This is a genomic window from Paucibacter sp. M5-1 (assembly GCF_027498415.2).
In the GTDB taxonomy this organism is placed as follows: Bacteria; Pseudomonadota; Gammaproteobacteria; order Burkholderiales; family Burkholderiaceae_C; genus Roseateles_E.
The window spans coordinates 1,191,532-1,208,247 of sequence record NZ_JAPZLM020000001.1 but is presented as its reverse complement, the minus strand read 5'-3'; the positions used below and the strand labels follow the sequence as shown (position 1 = coordinate 1,208,247).

The 16,716-nt window shown below is 67.3% G+C and carries 18 protein-coding genes and 2 tRNA genes; 13 read left to right on the top strand and 7 right to left on the bottom strand.

Annotated features, from left to right (window positions below; all coding sequences use genetic code 11):
• Nucleotides 1-5 precede the first annotated feature (5 nt).
• Complete coding sequence (locus O5M90_RS05540; RefSeq protein WP_262970468.1) at nucleotides 6-344, top strand: Na+/H+ antiporter subunit G; 339 nt, start codon at nucleotides 6-8, stop codon at nucleotides 342-344.
• A 6-nt stretch (nucleotides 345-350) separates the two neighbouring features.
• Here the strand turns inward: O5M90_RS05540 and O5M90_RS05535 are convergent, their stop codons facing one another.
• A complete protein-coding gene (locus O5M90_RS05535; protein WP_137942003.1) occupies nucleotides 351-977 on the bottom strand; it encodes a TIGR00645 family protein in 627 nt (208 codons plus the stop codon).
• A gap of 170 nt (nucleotides 978-1,147) precedes the next feature.
• Between O5M90_RS05535 and acs the strand changes: the two genes are divergently transcribed.
• Entirely contained in the window at nucleotides 1,148-3,112 is a 1,965-nt protein-coding gene (gene acs / locus O5M90_RS05530; protein ID WP_269840285.1) for an acetate--CoA ligase, read from the top strand.
• 64 nt (nucleotides 3,113-3,176) lie between these two features.
• Here the strand turns inward: acs and O5M90_RS05525 are convergent, their stop codons facing one another.
• On the bottom strand, nucleotides 3,177-3,488 hold the full coding sequence (locus tag O5M90_RS05525) for a c-type cytochrome (protein ID WP_137942005.1): 312 nt from the start codon (nucleotides 3,486-3,488) through the stop codon (nucleotides 3,177-3,179).
• A gap of 117 nt (nucleotides 3,489-3,605) precedes the next feature.
• On the opposite strand from O5M90_RS05525, the gene O5M90_RS05520 reads away from it, so the two are divergent.
• On the top strand, nucleotides 3,606-3,851 hold the full coding sequence (locus O5M90_RS05520) for a TIGR04438 family Trp-rich protein (RefSeq protein ID WP_262970470.1): 246 nt from the start codon (nucleotides 3,606-3,608) through the stop codon (nucleotides 3,849-3,851).
• Between the two features lie 24 nt (nucleotides 3,852-3,875).
• Here O5M90_RS05520 and ilvD read toward each other — a convergent pair whose 3' ends face one another.
• On the bottom strand, nucleotides 3,876-5,558 hold the full coding sequence (gene ilvD / locus O5M90_RS05515) for a dihydroxy-acid dehydratase (protein ID WP_269840284.1): 1,683 nt from the start codon (nucleotides 5,556-5,558) through the stop codon (nucleotides 3,876-3,878).
• Nucleotides 5,559-5,647: 89 nt separating this feature from the next.
• On the opposite strand from ilvD, the gene O5M90_RS05510 reads away from it, so the two are divergent.
• From O5M90_RS05510 to O5M90_RS05490, 5 genes are all read left to right on the top strand, one after another.
• Complete coding sequence (locus O5M90_RS05510; protein ID WP_269840283.1) at nucleotides 5,648-6,544, top strand: LysR family transcriptional regulator; 897 nt, start codon at nucleotides 5,648-5,650, stop codon at nucleotides 6,542-6,544.
• 31 nt (nucleotides 6,545-6,575) lie between these two features.
• Complete coding sequence (gene lgt, locus O5M90_RS05505) at nucleotides 6,576-7,379, top strand: prolipoprotein diacylglyceryl transferase (protein WP_269840282.1); 804 nt, start codon at nucleotides 6,576-6,578, stop codon at nucleotides 7,377-7,379.
• A gap of 9 nt (nucleotides 7,380-7,388) precedes the next feature.
• Nucleotides 7,389-8,099 (top strand): DNA polymerase III subunit epsilon, encoded by a 711-nt coding sequence (gene dnaQ, locus O5M90_RS05500; protein ID WP_137942010.1) that lies wholly within the window; start codon nucleotides 7,389-7,391, stop codon nucleotides 8,097-8,099.
• A 79-nt stretch (nucleotides 8,100-8,178) separates the two neighbouring features.
• A tRNA-Val gene (locus O5M90_RS05495) sits at nucleotides 8,179-8,253 on the top strand.
• Nucleotides 8,254-8,323: 70 nt separating this feature from the next.
• A tRNA-Val gene (locus O5M90_RS05490) sits at nucleotides 8,324-8,398 on the top strand.
• Nucleotides 8,399-8,465: 67 nt separating this feature from the next.
• On the opposite strand, the gene fur is transcribed toward O5M90_RS05490, so the two are convergent.
• Genes fur through O5M90_RS05475 form a run of 3 tightly spaced genes read right to left on the bottom strand, consistent with a single transcriptional unit; the run spans nucleotide 8,466 to nucleotide 10,299 of the window.
• Nucleotides 8,466-8,906 (bottom strand): ferric iron uptake transcriptional regulator, encoded by a 441-nt coding sequence (gene fur / locus O5M90_RS05485; protein ID WP_269840281.1) that lies wholly within the window; start codon nucleotides 8,904-8,906, stop codon nucleotides 8,466-8,468.
• Between the two features lie 13 nt (nucleotides 8,907-8,919).
• Nucleotides 8,920-9,369, bottom strand: a complete 450-nt coding sequence (locus O5M90_RS05480; RefSeq protein ID WP_137942012.1) for a hypothetical protein — start codon at nucleotides 9,367-9,369, stop codon at nucleotides 8,920-8,922.
• 18 nt (nucleotides 9,370-9,387) lie between these two features.
• Complete coding sequence (locus tag O5M90_RS05475; protein WP_440401858.1) at nucleotides 9,388-10,299, bottom strand: ZIP family metal transporter; 912 nt, start codon at nucleotides 10,297-10,299, stop codon at nucleotides 9,388-9,390.
• 198 nt (nucleotides 10,300-10,497) lie between these two features.
• Here O5M90_RS05475 and O5M90_RS05470 point away from each other — a divergent pair, with 198 nt between their 5' ends.
• The 5 genes from O5M90_RS05470 to O5M90_RS05450 are packed head-to-tail and all read left to right on the top strand — an operon-like array spanning nucleotide 10,498 to nucleotide 14,635.
• Nucleotides 10,498-12,159 carry a Na/Pi cotransporter family protein gene (locus O5M90_RS05470; protein WP_137942014.1) on the top strand — a complete coding sequence of 554 codons (1,662 nt, stop codon included), beginning with the start codon at nucleotides 10,498-10,500 and terminating at the stop codon, nucleotides 12,157-12,159.
• Nucleotides 12,152-12,925: an NUDIX hydrolase gene (locus tag O5M90_RS05465; protein WP_269840279.1), complete on the top strand. Its 774-nt coding sequence runs from the start codon at nucleotides 12,152-12,154 to the stop codon at nucleotides 12,923-12,925. The genes O5M90_RS05470 and O5M90_RS05465 overlap by 8 nt, the downstream gene beginning before the upstream one ends.
• Nucleotides 12,926-12,929: 4 nt before the next feature.
• Nucleotides 12,930-14,066: an NAD(P)/FAD-dependent oxidoreductase gene (locus tag O5M90_RS05460; protein ID WP_269840278.1), complete on the top strand. Its 1,137-nt coding sequence runs from the start codon at nucleotides 12,930-12,932 to the stop codon at nucleotides 14,064-14,066.
• Between the two features lie 27 nt (nucleotides 14,067-14,093).
• Entirely contained in the window at nucleotides 14,094-14,324 is a 231-nt protein-coding gene (locus O5M90_RS05455) for an addiction module protein (protein WP_262970477.1), read from the top strand.
• 17 nt (nucleotides 14,325-14,341) lie between these two features.
• Entirely contained in the window at nucleotides 14,342-14,635 is a 294-nt protein-coding gene (locus tag O5M90_RS05450; protein WP_269840277.1) for a type II toxin-antitoxin system RelE/ParE family toxin, read from the top strand.
• A 48-nt stretch (nucleotides 14,636-14,683) separates the two neighbouring features.
• Here O5M90_RS05450 and O5M90_RS05445 read toward each other — a convergent pair whose 3' ends face one another.
• A complete protein-coding gene (locus O5M90_RS05445) occupies nucleotides 14,684-16,708 on the bottom strand; it encodes a glycosyl hydrolase family 18 protein (RefSeq protein WP_269840276.1) in 2,025 nt (674 codons plus the stop codon).
• Nucleotides 16,709-16,716: the final 8 nt, after the last annotated feature.

The following is a 16,716-nucleotide window of genomic DNA, read 5'->3' as shown; positions in this document are numbered from 1 at the left end:
TGACGATGAACGAGCTGCACTGGACCTTGCAAGCCCTGGTCGCCGCACTGCTGGTGATAGGCGGGGTGTTTTCGCTGGTGGGCGCGATCGGCCTGTTGCGCTTCCCGGACTTCTTCATGCGCCTGCATGCGCCGACCAAGGCCAGCACGCTGGGCGTTGGCGGCGTGCTGCTGGCCAGCCTGCTGATCCACTGGGCCCAGGGTGATCACGGCCTGCACGAGCTGCTGATCACGCTGTTCATCTTCATCACCGCGCCGGTCTCGGCCAATCTGCTGGCCAAGGCGGCGCTGCATCAGCGCCAGCCGTCCAAGGCCGAGCTGCCGGCCGATCAGCCGCAGCCCTGAGCGGGGTCAGTGCTTGCCCGAAGCGCTGTGATTGGCGTTGAGCAGCTTGTCGGTGTAGGCGATCGCGATGGCCGAGAACAGGAAGGCGATGTGGATCAGGGTCTGCCACATCAAGGTCTTCTCGGTGTAGTTGTCGGCATTGATGAAGGTCTTCAGCAGATGGATCGACGAGATGCCGATGATGGCGGTGGCCAGCTTGACCTTCAGCACCGAGGCATTGACATGGCTCAACCACTCGGGCTGATCGGGGTGGTCTTCCAGGCCCATGCGCGAGACAAAGGTCTCGTAGCCGCCGATGATCACCATGATCAGCAGATTGGAGATCATCACGACGTCGATCAGGCCCAGCACGACCAGCATCAGAATGGTTTCATTGAGCTTGGCGATCGGCTCGTAGCCGGTCACCACGCCGGCCGCATCCTTGATCACGGTGGCCTTGTAGCCAATGCTCTTGACCAGCATGGCCAGCGCGTCCTGGTTGCCGAAGGCCGCCTCGATCAGGTGCACCAGCTCGGTCCAGAACTGGAAGACATAGACGCCCTGGGCCAGGATCAGGCCCAGGTAGAGCGGCAGCTGCAGCCAGCGGCTGGCAAAGATCAGATTGGGCAGGGGGCGCAGACGGCGTGTGCTCATGGGGGACGGCTCAAGGGTTCGGTAGCGGGCGATTCTAGGGCCCCGGGGTGAACCCGCATCGCGGGCCGATCACGCCCGGTTACGGGGTTAGAGTAAGCGCTTCGTCAGAGACTGCACGCACAGTCCTGACCCAGCGATCAGCGATCTTGGATGCCCGAGGAGACATAGCGATGACACAGAGTCACAAGCAATACCTGCCCAGCGCCGACTGGCAGGCCCAGGCCCATGTCAAAGGCATGGCCGGCTACCAGGCCCTGGTGGCCGAGGCCGAGGCCGATTACCAGGGCTTCTGGGCCCGCCAGGCGCGCGAGCTGATCAGCTGGCAGACGCCCTTTACCCAGGTGCTCAACGACAGCGAGGCGCCGTTCTTCAAGTGGTTCGAGGACGGCCGGCTCAACGTCTCCTACAACTGCCTGGACCGCAATATCGAGGCCGGCCTGGGCGACAAGACCGGGATCATTTTCGAGGCCGACAACGGCGATGTCACCAAGGTCAGTTACAACGAGTTGCTGGCCCGTGTGTCCCAGCTGGCCAATGCGCTGAAGAGCCGTGGCGTGAAAAAGGGTGACCGGGTCGTCATCTATATGCCGATGTCGGTCGAGGGCGTGGCCGCGATGCAGGCCTGCGCCCGCATCGGCGCGACGCATTCGGTGGTGTTCGGCGGCTTCTCGGCGCAATCCTTGCGCGACCGCATCCAGGACGCCGGCGCGGTGATGCTGATCACCGCCGACGAACAGCAGCGCGGCGGCAAGGCCCTGCCGCTGAAGGCCATCGTCGACGAGGCCCTGGCCGACAACAGCTGTCCGAGCCTGAAGGATGTGATCGTCTACAAGCGCACCGGCGGTGCGATCGGCTGGGTCGCCGGCCGCGACCAGTGGCTGCACGAGATCGTGGCCGGCCAGTCCAGCGACTGCGCGCCCGAGTGGGTCGAGGCCGAGCACCCGCTGTTCCTGCTCTACACCTCGGGCTCGACCGGCAAGCCCAAGGGCGTGCAGCACAGCACCGGCGGCTATCTGCTGCATGCGGCGCTGACGACCAAGTGGACCTTCGATCTGAAGCCCGACGACATCTTCTGGTGCACCGCCGACATCGGCTGGGTCACCGGCCACACCTATATCACCTATGGCCCGCTGGCCCTGGGCGGCACCGAGATCGTGTTCGAGAGCATCCCGACCTTCCCGGATGCCGGCCGCTTCTGGCAGATGATCGAGAAACACAAGGTCACGATCTTCTACACCGCACCCACCGCGATCCGCTCGCTGATCAAGGCGGCCGAGAGCAACGAGGCCGTGCACCCGAAGCGTTATGACCTGAGCAGCCTGCGCCTGCTCGGCTCGGTCGGCGAGCCTATCAACCCGGCCGCCTGGGAGTGGTACCACGCAAACATCGGTGGCGGTCGCTGCCCCATCGTCGACACCTTCTGGCAGACCGAGACCGGCGGCCACATGATCACGCCGCTGCCGGGCGCCACACCGCTGGTGCCGGGCTCCTGCACCTTGCCCTTCCCGGGCATCACGGCCGCCATCGTCGATGAGCTGGGCAACGACGTGCCCAACGGGCAGGGCGGCATCCTGGTCGTCAAGAAGCCCTGGCCCTCGATGATCCGCACGATCTGGGGCGACCCGGAGCGCTTCAAGAAGAGCTACTACCCGGCCGAGCTCAAGGGCTATTACCTGGCGGGCGACGGCGCGATCCGCGATGCCGAAACCGGCTACTTCACGATCACCGGTCGCATCGACGATGTCCTGAACGTGTCCGGCCACCGTATGGGCACGATGGAAATCGAATCGGCCCTGGTCAGCTGCACCGAGCTGGTCGCGGAGGCGGCCGTGGTGGGTCGGCCCGACGACACCACTGGCGAGGCGATCTGCGCCTTTGTCGTGCTCAAGCGCCCGCGCCCGACCGGCGACGAGGCCAAGGCCATCGCCAAGCAGCTGCGCGACCATGTGGCCAAGGAGATCGGCCCGATCGCCAAGCCCAAGGACATCCGCTTCGGCGACAACCTGCCGAAGACCCGCAGCGGCAAGATCATGCGCCGCCTGCTGCGCTCGGTGGCCAAGGGCGAGAGCGTCACGCAGGACACCTCGACGCTGGAAAATCCCGCGATTCTTGAGCAGTTGGGGCAGGCCTACTGAACTCGCAGCGCCAAAAGAGAAAGCCCCGCAGTGCGGGGCTTTTTTCATGACGCTTGGACGACGATCACTTGACCGTCATCACCCACTTGGCCAGCTCCTCGGCCTCGGCCGGATTGACCTGGGCATTGGCGGGCATGGGCACAGGGCCCCAGACGCCGGAGCCGCCCTTGATGATCTTTTCGGCCAGCTTCTTGACGGCGTCCTTGTCCTTGGCGTACTTGGCCGCGACGTCCTTGTAGGACGGGCCGACCAGCTTCTTGTCGGTCGCATGGCAGGCCATGCAGTTCTTCTTCTGTGCCAGTTCGGCGTTGGCAAAAGCGGCCGGGGCGGCCAGGGTGGCGGCCAGCGTGGCCAGGGCAATCAGAGAGGACTTCATGGTTTCCTTTCGGCTCAACAATCTCTAAGGGCTGGTCGGTGCAATCTGCACTACAGTGCTGACAGCATAGCCCCGCCAGCGATTTTATGGGGCGGCATGGATCAAAGGAGTCGTGTGATGTTGTTGATGGCCGTCGGTGTCGTGCTCTTGCTGCTCAAACTGGTGGGCGTGGCGCCGGTCAGCGAGTGGAGCTGGCTGTGGGTGCTGGCGCCCTTCGGCCTGGCCGTGCTGTGGTGGCTCTGGGCCGATGCCAGCGGCTACACGCAGAAGAAGGCCATGCAGCGCATGGACCAGCGCAAGGAAGCGCGCCGCGAGCGCTCGCTCGAAGCGCTGGGCCAGAGCGAGAAGCAGCGCCGCAAATAGCCGGCGCCGCTCTCGCACACTTCTTTACTCGAACAGGTCGAGCACCGCGCCCGAGCTGGCGCTCGACGCGGTCTTCGCGAACTTGGCCAGCACACCGCGGGTGTAGCGCGGCGCCGGCTGCTTCCACAGCGTCTTGCGGCGCGCCAGCTCGGCGGCATCCACATGCAGCTCCAGCTTGAGCTGGTGCGCATCGATCGTGATGCTGTCGCCCTCCTGCACCAGCGCGATCACGCCGCCCGCATAGGCCTCGGGCGCCACATGGCCGACCACCATGCCCCAGGTGCCGCCGGAGAAGCGGCCGTCGGTGATCAGGCCCACGCTCTCGCCCAGACCCTGGCCGATCAGCGCGCCGGTCGGGGCCAGCATCTCGGGCATGCCCGGGCCGCCCTTGGGGCCCAGATAACGCAGCACCATGATGTCGCCGGCCACGATCTTGTTGGCCATGATGGCGGCCAGGGCCGATTGCTCGTCCTCGAAGACCCGGGCCGGGCCGGTCATCACCGGGGTCTTCAGGCCGGTGATCTTGGCGACCGCGCCCTCGGGCGAGAGATTGCCCTTCAGGATGGCCAGATGGCCCTGGGCGTAGATCGGCGCGCTGACGTCGCGGATCACGGCCTGGTCGGCGCGCAGCTCGGGCACCTCGGCCAGGTTCTCGGCCACGGTCTTGCCGGTGATGGTGATGCAGTCGCCATGCAGCAGGCCGGCCTTCAGCAGCACCTTCATCACGGCCGGGATGCCACCGGCCTTGTGCAGATCCACCGCCAGGAACTGGCCGCTGGGCTTCAGGTCGCAGAGCACCGGAATCTTCTTGCGCATGCGCTCGAAGTCATCGATGGTCCATTCGACCTCGGCCGCATGGGCGATGGCCAGGAAATGCAGCACCGCATTGGTCGAGCCGCCGGTGGCCATGATGACGGCCACGGCGTTCTCGATGGCCTTCTTGGTGACGATGTCGCGTGGCTTCAGGTCGGCTTTGACGGCCTCGACCAGATAGTTCGCCGCCCGCTTGGTGTTCTCGACCACCTCGTCCTCGACATTGGACATCGACGAGGAGTAGGGCAGGCTCATGCCCAGCGCCTCGAAGGCCGAGCTCATGGTGTTGGCCGTGTACATGCCGCCGCAGGAGCCGCTGCCGGGGATGGCGCGCTTCTCGATCTGGCAGAAGTCTTCCTCGCTCATCTTGCCGGCCGAGAATTGGCCGACCGCCTCGAAGACGCTGACGATGTTCAGGTCCTGGCCCTTGTAGTGGCCGGGCTTGATGGTGCCGCCGTAGATATAGATGGCCGGCACATTGGCGCGCAGCATGCCCATCATGCCGCCGGGCATGTTCTTGTCGCAGCCGCCGATCACCATCACGCCGTCCAGCCACTGGCCGCCGACGCAGGTCTCGACGCAGTCGGAGATCACCTCGCGCGAGACCAGCGAGTACTTCATGCCCTCGGTGCCCATGGCCATGCCGTCCGAGATCGTCGGTGTGCCGAAGAGCTGCGGGTTGGCGCCGGCGGCCTTCAGGCCGAGCACGGCGGCATCGGCCAGCTTTTGCAGGCCGGAGTTGCAGGGCGTGATCGTCGAATGGCCGTTGGCGATGCCAATCATCGGCTTGCCGAAGTCGCTCTCCTGGTAGCCCATGCCGTAATACATGGAGCGGTTCGGGGCGCGGGCCACGCCCTCGGTGATGTTTTTGGAACGGCGGTTGATCGCTGACATGGGTGTCTCCTCAGAATTGCTGCAGTTTGCGCGGCCGTTGATCGTTTATCAAATATATTATTCAATGATGATTGATATGTTCTGAAGAAATGATTGAGCTCAGAAGCCTGCGCCAGTTCCTTGCCGTTGCGGAGGAGTTGCATTTCGGCCGGGCGGCCTTGCGCCTGCACATGACTCAGCCGCCGCTGACCCAGGCGATCCAGAAGCTGGAGCAGGCGCTGGGCGCGCCGCTGTTCGAGCGCAGCAGCCGCTCGGTGCGGCTGAGCCCGGCCGGTGAGGCCTTGCTGCCGCAGGCGCGGCGCCTGCTGCTCGAGGCCGAACAACTGGGCACCCTGGTGCGCGCGGCCGCCGAGGGCCAGCGCGGCCGGGTGCGGCTGGGCTTTGTCTCGACCGTCGGTTTCGGCGAGCTGCCGCGCTGGCTGCGCGCTTTTCGCGAGCAGCAGCCCGACATCCTGCTGAGCCTGCGCGAGGCCACACTGGACGTGCAGCTGCAGCAGTTTGCTGGCGAGGATCTGGACGCCGGCTTCGTGATCCATGCGCCGGGCGCCTTGCCGGCCGGCTTCGAGGCCCTGGGCATCGCCCGCGAGCCCATGGTGCTGGCGCTCAGCGCCGAGGAGGCGCTGGCCGCCAAAGCGCAGCTGGCGGCCGCCGACATCCTGGCGCTGCCGCTGGTGATCTTCCCGCGACAAATAGCGCCCTCGCTGTTCGATGCGGTGCTGGCCTTCTACCGCGATCAGCAGGCCGCCCCGGTGATCGCCCAGGAGGCGATACAGATGCAGACCATCGTCAACCTGGTCTCTGCCGGCATGGGCGCGGCCTGGGTGCCGGAGTCGGTGATGGGCTTGCAGCGCAGCGGCGTGGTCTACAAGCGCGTGGCCGGCAGGGTGCCGGTCTGCGAGACCAGCCTGATCTGGCGCCCCGATGCCGGGCCGGCGGTGCGCCGTTTTGTCCAGCATATCCAGGCTTGCCTGGCCCGCCCACTATGATGCGCGGCTTGCTTCAAGAGGTGCTTACGCCATGCTGGTCCACCCCCAGTTCGACCCCATCGCCATCAGCCTCGGCCCGCTGGCCGTGCATTGGTACGGCCTGACCTATCTGGCCGCCTTCGGCCTGTTCCTCTGGCTGGCCAATCTGAAAGTGCGCCAGCCGCAGTTCGCGGCGGCCGGCTGGGCCAAGCGCGATGTCGACGATCTGCTGTTCTTCGGCGTGCTGGGCGTGGTGCTGGGCGGGCGGCTGGGCTATGTGCTGTTCTACAAGCCCGACTACTACCTGCACCACCTCGGCGAGGTGCTGGCGGTCTGGAAGGGCGGCATGGCCTTTCATGGCGGCCTGCTCGGTGTGCTGGTCGCGATGGCGCTGTTTGCCAGGCTGCGCGGCCGCAAGTTCTTCGAGGTCACAGACCTGATCGCGCCCTGCGTGCCCACCGGTCTGGCGGCCGGGCGCATCGGCAACTTCATCAATGGCGAGCTGTGGGGCCGGGCGGCCGACCCCAGCCTGCCCTGGGCGATGATCTTTCCGCAGGCCGGCGATGGTGGCGTGCCGCGCCATCCCTCGCAGCTCTACCAGTTCCTCGGCGAAGGCCTGCTGCTTTTCGTCGTGCTGTGGTTCTATGCGAAGAAGCCGCGCGCGACCGGCCAGGTGTCCGGCGTCTTCCTGATCGGCTATGGGCTGATGCGTTTCCTGGCCGAGTTCTTCCGCGAGCCGGACGACTTCCTGGGCCTGCGGGCCTTCAATCTGAGTCAGGGACAATGGCTGTCGCTGCCGATGATCGCGGCCGGTGGGCTGATCTGGCTCTGGGCCAGCCGCCGCCAAGCCAACTGAGTTTTCTTCATGCGTCAAATCTTCTTCGATACCGAAACCACCGGCCTGTATGCCGAGGGCGGCGACCGTCTGGTTGAAATCGGCTGCGTCGAGATGGTCAACCGCCAGCTCACCGGCAACAACCTGCATATCTACGTCAACCCCGAGCGCGCCAGCCACGAGGAAGCGCTGAAGGTGCACGGGCTGACCGAGGAATTCCTCTCGACCAAGCCCAAGTTCGCCGAGGTGGCCGATCAGCTGCTGGACTTCCTGGCCGGCGCCCAGCTGGTGATCCACAACGCGCCTTTCGACATCGGCTTCGTCAATGCCGAACTCAAGCGCCTGAAGAAGCCGCCGATCACCGACCATGTCGGCAGCGTGCTCGACACCTTGCTGATGGCGCGCGATATGTTCCCCGGCAAGGCCAATTCGCTGGACGCGCTGTGCCGGCGCCTGGAAGTCGACAACTCCAGCCGCACCTTGCACGGCGCCTTGCTCGATGCCGAGCTGCTGGCCGAGGTCTATATCCGCCTGACCCGCGGGCAGGATTCGCTGGTGATCGACGAGGGTGGCAGCAGCCATTCGAACCAGCCGGGCGAGCTGCGGGTCGAGGCGGTTGACCTGAGCCGCTTCGCGCTGCCGGTGCTGCAGGCCAGCGAGGCCGAGCTGCAGGCCCATGACAAGGTGCTGGCCGAACTCGACAAGGCCAGCGGCGGCAAAAGAATCTGGCAAGCGGCTTGATTGCCACGATAAAGCCATGGCATAATCGCGGGCTTCCCGGTTAACGAATTCTTCCAAGAGTTTGTTGAACGACCAGACCGGGCGGTTAGCTCAGCGGTAGAGCACTGCCTTCACACGGCAGGGGTCGCAGGTTCGAACCCTGCACCGCCCACCAGAATATTGAATGACTCCGGCAATCGTATCGGGGTCACCCATTCTGAACCGGTCGTTGCGCCCCAGATACCGGGCGGTTAGCTCAGCGGTAGAGCACTGCCTTCACACGGCAGGGGTCGCAGGTTCGAACCCTGCACCGCCCACCAGATCAAGCCCCCGAAGTCATCGACCTCGGGGGCTTTTTTCTTGGGCGGCGCGCCCTCATGCCGGCCGCTACCGCCCCGTGCCCTGGCACTGCGGCGCGGAGCAGTAGCCATACAGGGCCAGCGCATGGTCCTGCAGCTCGAAGCCGTGGCGCAGCGCGATCTCGCGCTGGCGCTGCTCGATCTCCTCGTCGACGAACTCCTCGACCCGGCCGCAGTTCAGGCAGACCAGATGGTCGTGGTGGCTGCCCTCGTCAAGCTCGAACACCGCCTTGCCGGGCTCGAAGTGATGGCGCGACAGCAGGCCGGCCTGGGCGAACTGCATCAGCACGCGGTAGACGGTGGCCAGGCCGATGTCGGCACCTTCGGCCAGCAAGGCCTTGTAGACGTCCTCGGCGCTCAGATGGCGCTGGGCGGTGCGCTGGAAGATGCGCAAGATCTTGATGCGCGGCACGGTGGCCTTGAGGCCCATCGACTGGATGTCGGCGATATGGTCGGAAGCGGCGGTCATGCGGGCTAGGGGCTCAGTGCAGCGTGCGGGCGGGGCTGGTGTGCAGCTCGGCGTAGCAGTCCGTGCACAGGCAGCGCTGCAGCTCGGCATGGGCGCCGTGCTGGGCCTCGAAGCGCAGCAGCGCGGCCTGGGTCTCGCGCAGGTGTCGCGTCGCGGCCTCGCGCAGCGAGACATGCAGGCCGCTGTTGCGGCTGGCCCGCAGCAGGCTGGCGTGCACGCTGGCCAGCAGCTCGGCGGCCTCGTCCAGCGCGCCGGCGCGGGCCTGGGCCTCGGCCAGGTTCAAGGTGCTGACGACCACGGCGGCCACCGCGTCCTCGCCGTCCGGCCAGTCGTTGAAGCAGGCCAGCGCGAGGCTGCGCGCCTGCTCGTAGGCCAGGATGGCGCGCAGATGCTCGCCGCGCTCGAACAGCGCGTTGCCCTGCAAGGTCAGCTGGGTCCAGGTGTTGGGGGTGGCTTGGTTCATGGTTGTGGCTTGGTTGACTTATCCCAGGGCGGTGTCGAGCACCATCATCAGCACGAAGCCGATCAGCAGGCCGGTCGTGGCATGGCGCTCATGGCCCTGGCGGTGCGATTCGGGGATGACCTCGTGGCTGACGACAAAGAGCATCGCGCCGGCCGCGAAGGCCAGGCCCCAGGGCAGCAGCGCCGCGCTGAGGCCCAGCAGCGTGGCACCAACCACGGCGGCCAGCGGCTCCACCAGCCCCGAGGCCGCGCCGATGCCCGCCGCCCGCCAGCGGCCGACGCCCAGGCTTTGCAGCGCCAGCGCCACCACCAGACCCTCGGGCACGTCCTGGATCGCGATGCCGGTGGCCAGCGCGGTGGCGCGCGCCGCGTCGGTGCCGGCCGCTGCAACGCCGATGGCCAGGCCCTCGGGGATGTTGTGCAGCACGATGGCGATGGCGAACAGCCACAGGCCGCGCTCGCGGCGCGACTCGCCGGCCGTGCCGGCACCGCCGTGCTGGTGCGGCAACAGGCGCTCGACGCCCATGATCAACGCCGCGCCCGCCAGCAGGGCCGCGCCGATGCCGACCGCGCTGGCCCAGCTGCCATGGCCCAGGCGGCCGGCCGCGGCCAGGGCCGGCACCAGCAGCGAGAAGCAGCAGGCCGCCAGCATCACGCCGGCGCCAAAGCCCAGCAGGGCGTCATGGCTGCGCCGGCCGGGCGCGCGGGCGCACAGCATCGGCAGCACGCCTAGCGCGGTGGCCAGCGCCGCCATGCCGCCGGCGCCCAGCGCGGTGCGCATCGCCGGGCTCGGCGCCAGGCCCTGCCAGAGCTGCAACAGGCCCAGTGCCAGGCCGGCGCCGACGATCAGCAGGCCCAGCAGCTGCTTGCCGCGCCAGCGTGATCGGGCGGCTGCGCTGCCGGACAAATGAGGGGCGGGGGGAACCAGCATGGGCCATCCGTATCCTGCCGTGACGGTCACGGCGCTGCGAAGGGCTGGCTGGAGGGCTGGCGATAGGTATTTATTTAAACAGGAACTATTCTCATTTGCAACCGGGCGCGGAATTGCGCTGCCAAATATGAAAGTTTGTGCGCAATGCAACAGCCTGTGTCGGGAAGGGGCCGGGGCTTCAAGCAGAATCAATCGCCTATGTTGCATCTGTTGAATCTATTGGCAGCCATCGCGCTGCTGGTCTGGGGCACTTACATCGTGCGCACCGGTGTCCTGCGCATCTTCGGGGCCAATTTGCGCGAGGTGCTGGCGCGCAGCGTCAGCAACCGCTTCTTCGCGATGAGTGCCGGCCTGGGCGTGACCACCCTGGTGCAGTCGAGCACGGCCACCTGCCTGATCGTCGCCTCCTTTGTCGGCCAGGGCCTGGTGTCGACCGCCTCGGCGCTGGCCGTGATGCTGGGCGCCGACATGGGCACCGCGTTGATGGCGGTGGTGTTCTCCTTCGATCTGTCCTGGCTGTCGCCGGCACTGATCTTCACCGGCGTGGTGCTCTTCATCTCGCAGGAGAAGACCACGGTCGGGCGCATCGGCCGGGTGGCGATCGGGCTGGGCATCATCACCTTGGCGCTGAAGCTGATCGTCGCGAGCACCGGCCCGCTGACCCAGAGCCCGGCGGTGCGCGCGCTGCTGGTGGCCCTGCCCAACGAGATCATGCTGGAGATCCTGGTCGGCGCCTTGCTGACCGTGATGTCCTATTCCAGCCTGGCCGTCGTGCTGCTGACCGCGACCCTGGCCGAGTCCGGCATGGTGCCGGCGACGCTGGCGATGGGCCTGGTGATGGGGGCCAATGTCGGCAGCGGCGTGCTGGCCGTGCTGTCCACCGCCAAGGCCAATGTCTCGACGCGCCGCCTGCCGCTGGGCAATCTGATCTTCAAGCTGGCGACCTGCGCGGTGGTCGTGCCCTTGCTGCCGATGATCCATATCGAGCTGCAGCAGTGGCTGCCGACCGTGCACCAGCAGGTGATCGCGCTGCATCTGGGCTTCAACATCCTGATGGCCCTGCTCTTCATCGCCTTCGTGACGCCGATGGCCAAGCTGCTGGAGCGTTTCATGGTGACGCCGCCGCCGGCCGCATCGAGCCGGCCGCGCCATCTGGACCCGATGGCCCTGACCACGCCGGCGCTGGCGATCAGCTGCGCGGCCCGCGAGGCCCTGCACCAGGCCGATGTGGTCGAGACCATGCTGCGCGGCATCCTGCCGGTGATCAAGAACGACGACACGCAGCTGTCAAGCGAGCTGCGCAAGCTCGATGACACGGTCGACGAGCTCTACTCGGCCATCAAGTTCTACCTGACCCAGATCTCGCGCGAGGCCCTGTCCGAGCGCGAGGCGCGGCGCTGGACCGACATCGTCTCGTTCACGATCAATATGGAGCAGATCGGCGACACGATAGAGCGCATCCTCGAGGACATCGAGGACAAGAAGATCCGAAAGGGCCGCAATTTCTCCGAGGCCGGCATGGCCGAGATCGCCCATATGCACGAGCGCCTGCTGGCCAATCTGCGCCTGGGCATGAGCGTCTTCCTCGACGGCCATGTGCGCGATGCGCAGAAGCTGCTGGAGGAGAAGGCGCGGTTCCGCGATCTCGAGCTCGAGTACGCGGCCACCCATATCGCGCGGCTGCAGGACAACACCATGCAGAGCATAGGCACGAGCTCGCTGCATCTGGACCTGATCACCGACCTGAAGCGCATCAACAGCCATATCTGCTCGATCGCCTATCCCATCCTCGACTCGGCCGGCGTGCTGGCGCAGACGCGCTTGCGCGAGCCGGGTGGCCAGGCGCGGCTCGATGTCTGAGCCGGTGTTGCCGCCGCTGCCCTCGGACTGGCTGCGCTTTCGGTTGGGCGAACAGGCGCTGGGCTGGCTCAGCCCCGAGCGGGCGGCGCGGGTGCTGCCGCTGCTGCCCGGTGCCCGGCTGACCGACCAGGAGCTGCGCTGGGAAGGCGCTGCCGACCTGTCCGCTGTGATGCAGGCCGCCGCCGAGGCCTTGCGGGCCCAGGGCGCGATCCAGGGCTGGCGCGGCGAGGCCTTTGCCTGTGAGGCACCGCTGGCCGAGCCCTGTAGCGCGCGCGGCACCGAGCTGTTCCGCATGGAGCGCGCGGCATTCCGCTTCTTCGGTCTGATGAGCCGGGCCGTGCACATCAATGGCTGGCGACCCGATGGCCGCATGCTGTGCGGCCGACGCTCGCTCAGCAAGCCGACCGACCCGGGCCTGCTGGACAATCTGGCCGCCGGCGGCCTGGCCGCCGGCGAGGAACCGCTGGCTTGCGCACGACGCGAGCTGTGGGAGGAGGCCGGTGTCGACGCGGCGCTGTCCGCTGCGCTGCGGCCCGGCGGTGCCTTGCGCACCGTGCGGCTGACCGCCCAGGGTCTGCACGACGAGGTCCTGCATGTCTTCAATCTGCGCCTGCCGGCCGAGTTCCGGCCGGTCAATCAGGACGGCGAGGTGGCCGAGTTCCTGGACCTGGAACCCGGCTCGCTGAGCGGCTTCACGCCCGATGCGGCGGCCGTCATCGCCTACGCCATCGAACGCGGCGATCACAAGGAACTACACGGGGAATAAAGCGATGGACAAGGTCGATGCGGTGGTGGTCGGGGCCGGTGTTGTCGGCCTGGCCGTGGGCCGGGCGCTTGCCATGCGCGGGCTCGAGACCCTGGTGCTGGAGCGCGAGACGGCGATTGGCACCGGGGTCAGCTCGCGCAATAGCGAGGTCATCCATGCCGGGCTCTATTACCCCGAGGGCTCGCTGAAGGCGCGGCTCTGCGTGGCCGGCAAGCAGCAGCTCTATGCGCTGTGCGAAAGCCACGGCATCGCCCACCGCCGCTGCGGCAAGCTGGTCGTGGCCACCGGGCCCGAGCAGGTGGCGGGGCTGCGAGCGCTGGCCGCCAAGGGTGCGCGCAACGGCGTTGACGATCTGCGCTGGCTGGCGCGCGAGGAAGCCCAGGCCCTGGAGCCGGCGCTGCGCTGCGAGGCGGCCCTGCTGTCGCCCTCGACCGGCATCATCGACAGCCACGGCCTGATGCTGGCCCTGCAGGGCGATCTGGAGCGCGCCGGCGGCGCGGTCGGCCTGGCCTCGGCCGTGCAGTCGCTGCGGCTAACGCCCGAGGGTCAGGTCTTGACGGTTGGCACCGACGATGGCGGCACGATGGAGCTGCTGGCCCCCATCGTCGTCAATGCAGCGGGCCTGTCGGCGCCCTGGCTGGCCGCGCAGACCGAGGGCCTGGATGCCGCGCATGTGCCGACCGCACATTTCAGCAAAGGCAGCTATTTCTCGCTGCAGGGCAAGGCGCCGTTTGCACGCCTGGTCTATCCGCTGCCGCAGGACGCCTGGCTGGGCGTGCACCTGAGCCTGGACCTGGGCGGCCAGGCCCGCTTCGGACCGGACGCGCAGTGGCTGGACGAAGTCAGCGATCCAGGCCAGATCGACTACCAGGTCGACCCGGCCCGGGCCGAGGCCTTCTATGCCGATGTGCGGCGCTTCTGGCCGGGCCTGCCCGACGGCGCGCTAGCCCCGGCCTATAGCGGCGTGCGGCCCAAGATCCATGGCCCGGGCGAGCCCGCACCGGACTTCCGCATCGACGGCCCCGAGCGCCACGGCGTGCCCGGCCTTATCAATCTGCTGGGCATCGAGTCCCCCGGCCTGACCAGCTGCCTGGCCATTGCCGAGGAGACCTTGAAGCGGCTGGGCCTGCCGCAGCGTTAAACTGCCGGCATGCTTTCGGGAGACGCCATGTCAGACCCTGTCTCTGAACTCGTGATGCGCGGGCGGGCCTTGCCGATTGCGGATCGTGAACGCCTGGTCGACCAGCTGCTGGTCTCGCTCAACGAGCCTGCTGCCGCCGAACTCCACGCATCCTGGGAGGCCGAAATCGAGCGTCGGCTGGCTCAGTACGACAGCGGCGAAGTCCTCGCCATCGATGCGGCAGAAGTCTTTGCCAAGGCGAGCCGCATCGCCCGCTGAGCCTTGCGACGGCGCTGATGAAGCTGCGCTTTCTTCCGGCGGCAGAGGCTGAGTTGCTGAAGGAAGTCGCCTACTACTCGGAGGCCCGTGCCGGCACCGGGCTGCGATTTCAGGCCGCCGTGCAGGCGGCGCTGGATCGCGCCTTGAATCATCCTCTTGGTGGTGCGCCATCGTTCAAGAGCGCGCGCAGCATCTTGGTCAGGGGCTTTCCGTTCAATGTGGTGTATCGGGCCTCGCCGGGTGAGTTGCTTGTGATCGCCATCGCGCCGCATCGCAAGCGTCCGCACTACTGGGCTTCGCGCATCGAGTGAGCGAGTGCGCGTGGCCCGCTCGTGCGGGCCACGCGCGGTCTTGCGGGCTTACTTGAGCCCCTCGCCAATCGCCTTGGTCAGGCTGCCCTGGGCATCATCCCCGCTGAACTCCCAGAAGAAGGCGCCACCCAGGCCGCGTGACTTGACGTAGTCCATCTTCTCGCGGATCTGCACCGGGGTGTCGAAGCTCCAGAAGGTCGTGCCGTTGTAGATCCACTGGGCGCGGCTTTGCGGGTCTACGAAGCTGGGCCAGGCCAGGCTCTTCAGCACCTTGTAGTCCTCGTTGCCACGCTCCCAGGTGGCCGGTGCCGCGACACCGCTCTGGTAGAGGCCGTTGTTGACATTGGGCACATTGGTCCAGCCGCGGCCGTAGAAGCCGATGCCCAGGTTCAGCTTGGTGGCGGGCACGCCCTGGGCGAGATAGGCCTGCAGCGCATCGTCGGTGTTGTAGAACCGCACATCGCCGGTCGAGGGGTCGGCCGTGCTGCCGTAGAGCGGCGAATGGAAATTGGTCCTGGCCTCCCAGCTGCCGTGGAAGTCATAGGTCATCACATTGATGAAGTCCATATAGGGATGGGCCTGGCCGGGGTCGAAGGCGCGGATCTTGTCGATGCCGGCCGGCGCGGCCATGGTCAGCAGCAGGCCCGGGCGCAGTGCGTCGAGCTGGCGGCGGAACTCGGCCACCAGGCCGGTGAAGTTCTCGCGGTCCTCGGGCTTGCCGCAGGCCAGGCCGCAGGCGTTCGGATACTCCCAGTCGAGGTCGATGCCGTCGAACACACCGGCCAGCGCGCCGGCACCGCCGGCGTCCTCGACACGCGGCAGATCGCCCTTGATATAGGCGTCGATGCAGCTCTTGACGAAGGCGGCGCGGTTCTCGGGTTTTGCGGCTTCGGAGAAGCCGCGAGAGTAGGTCCAGCCGCCCAGCGAGATCAGCACCTTGAGCTTGGGGTACTTGGTCTTGAGCTTCTTCAGCTGGCCCCAGTTGCCGCGCAGCGGCTGGTCCCAGCGGTCGGCCACGCCGTCCACGCTCTGGGCCGCGCTGAAGCCCTTGGTGTAGTCGGCAAAGGCATCGCCGCCGGCCCCGGTGTTCTCGTTGACCGCCTGGGTCACGCCGACCTCGCAACGGTTGTTGCGCACATTGCCGAAGGCGTAGTTGATATGGGTCAGGTGCTGGGCCGAGCCGCTGGTGTCAATGTTCTTGACCAGGTAGTTGCGGCCGTAGATGCCCCATTGCGCGAAGTAGCCAAGCACCGTCTTGTCGCCACCGCCCAGCTCCTGGGTGCGCACCGAGATCGCGGCCGAGGGCTGGGAGGCGCCGGCCTGGTTGAAGGCCACGACGCTGAAGCTGTAGGCGGTGTCGGGGCTCAGGCCGGTGACGCTGGCGGCCGGGTTGGCCACGGTGGCGGCCGTGCTTGAGCCCTGCAGCACGCGGTACTGCACCGTGCAGTTGGGCCCGGCGGCCACCGCGCCCCAGGCCAGGTTGACGCTGTTGCTGCTGGTGCTGCTGGCGTTCAGTCCGGCGGGCGTGGCCGGCGGCGCGGCGCAGGCCCCGTTGGCCGTGCTGGTCAGCAGCGCGGCGCTGGCGGCCGAGACATTGCCGGCGCGGTCCTTGGCCCGCACCGTGTAGCTGTAGGCGGTGCCGGCGCTCAGGCCGCTGTCGGTGTGGCTGGTGCCGGTGGGCGAGGCGATCAGGCTGGCGCCGCGCAGCAGCTCGTAGCCGGCCACCCCGCTGCCGGTGTCGGTCGAGGCCTGCCAGCTCAGGCTGATGCTGGTGCTGGTGGCGCCGGTGGCGCTCAGGCCGGCGGGCACGCTGGGCGGTGTGGTGTCGACGGGCGGATTGCCGTCGCAGTCGCCCAGCGGTTTCCAGACGTCCCAGGTGCCGGAGTTGGTGGCCGGCGAGTTGTTCTGGGTCCACCACTTGGCCTGGTAGGCCTTGTTGTTCTGCTGGGCCAGCTTGCCGCCGGTGTAGATGTCGGCGGCGGTCCAGGCCGGCACCGCGCTGCAGTCATAGGCCTGGGCCGAGCCGGCGGCCATTGCGGCGGCCAGGGCGATCAATCGATAGGCGTTCTTCATGGGTGATG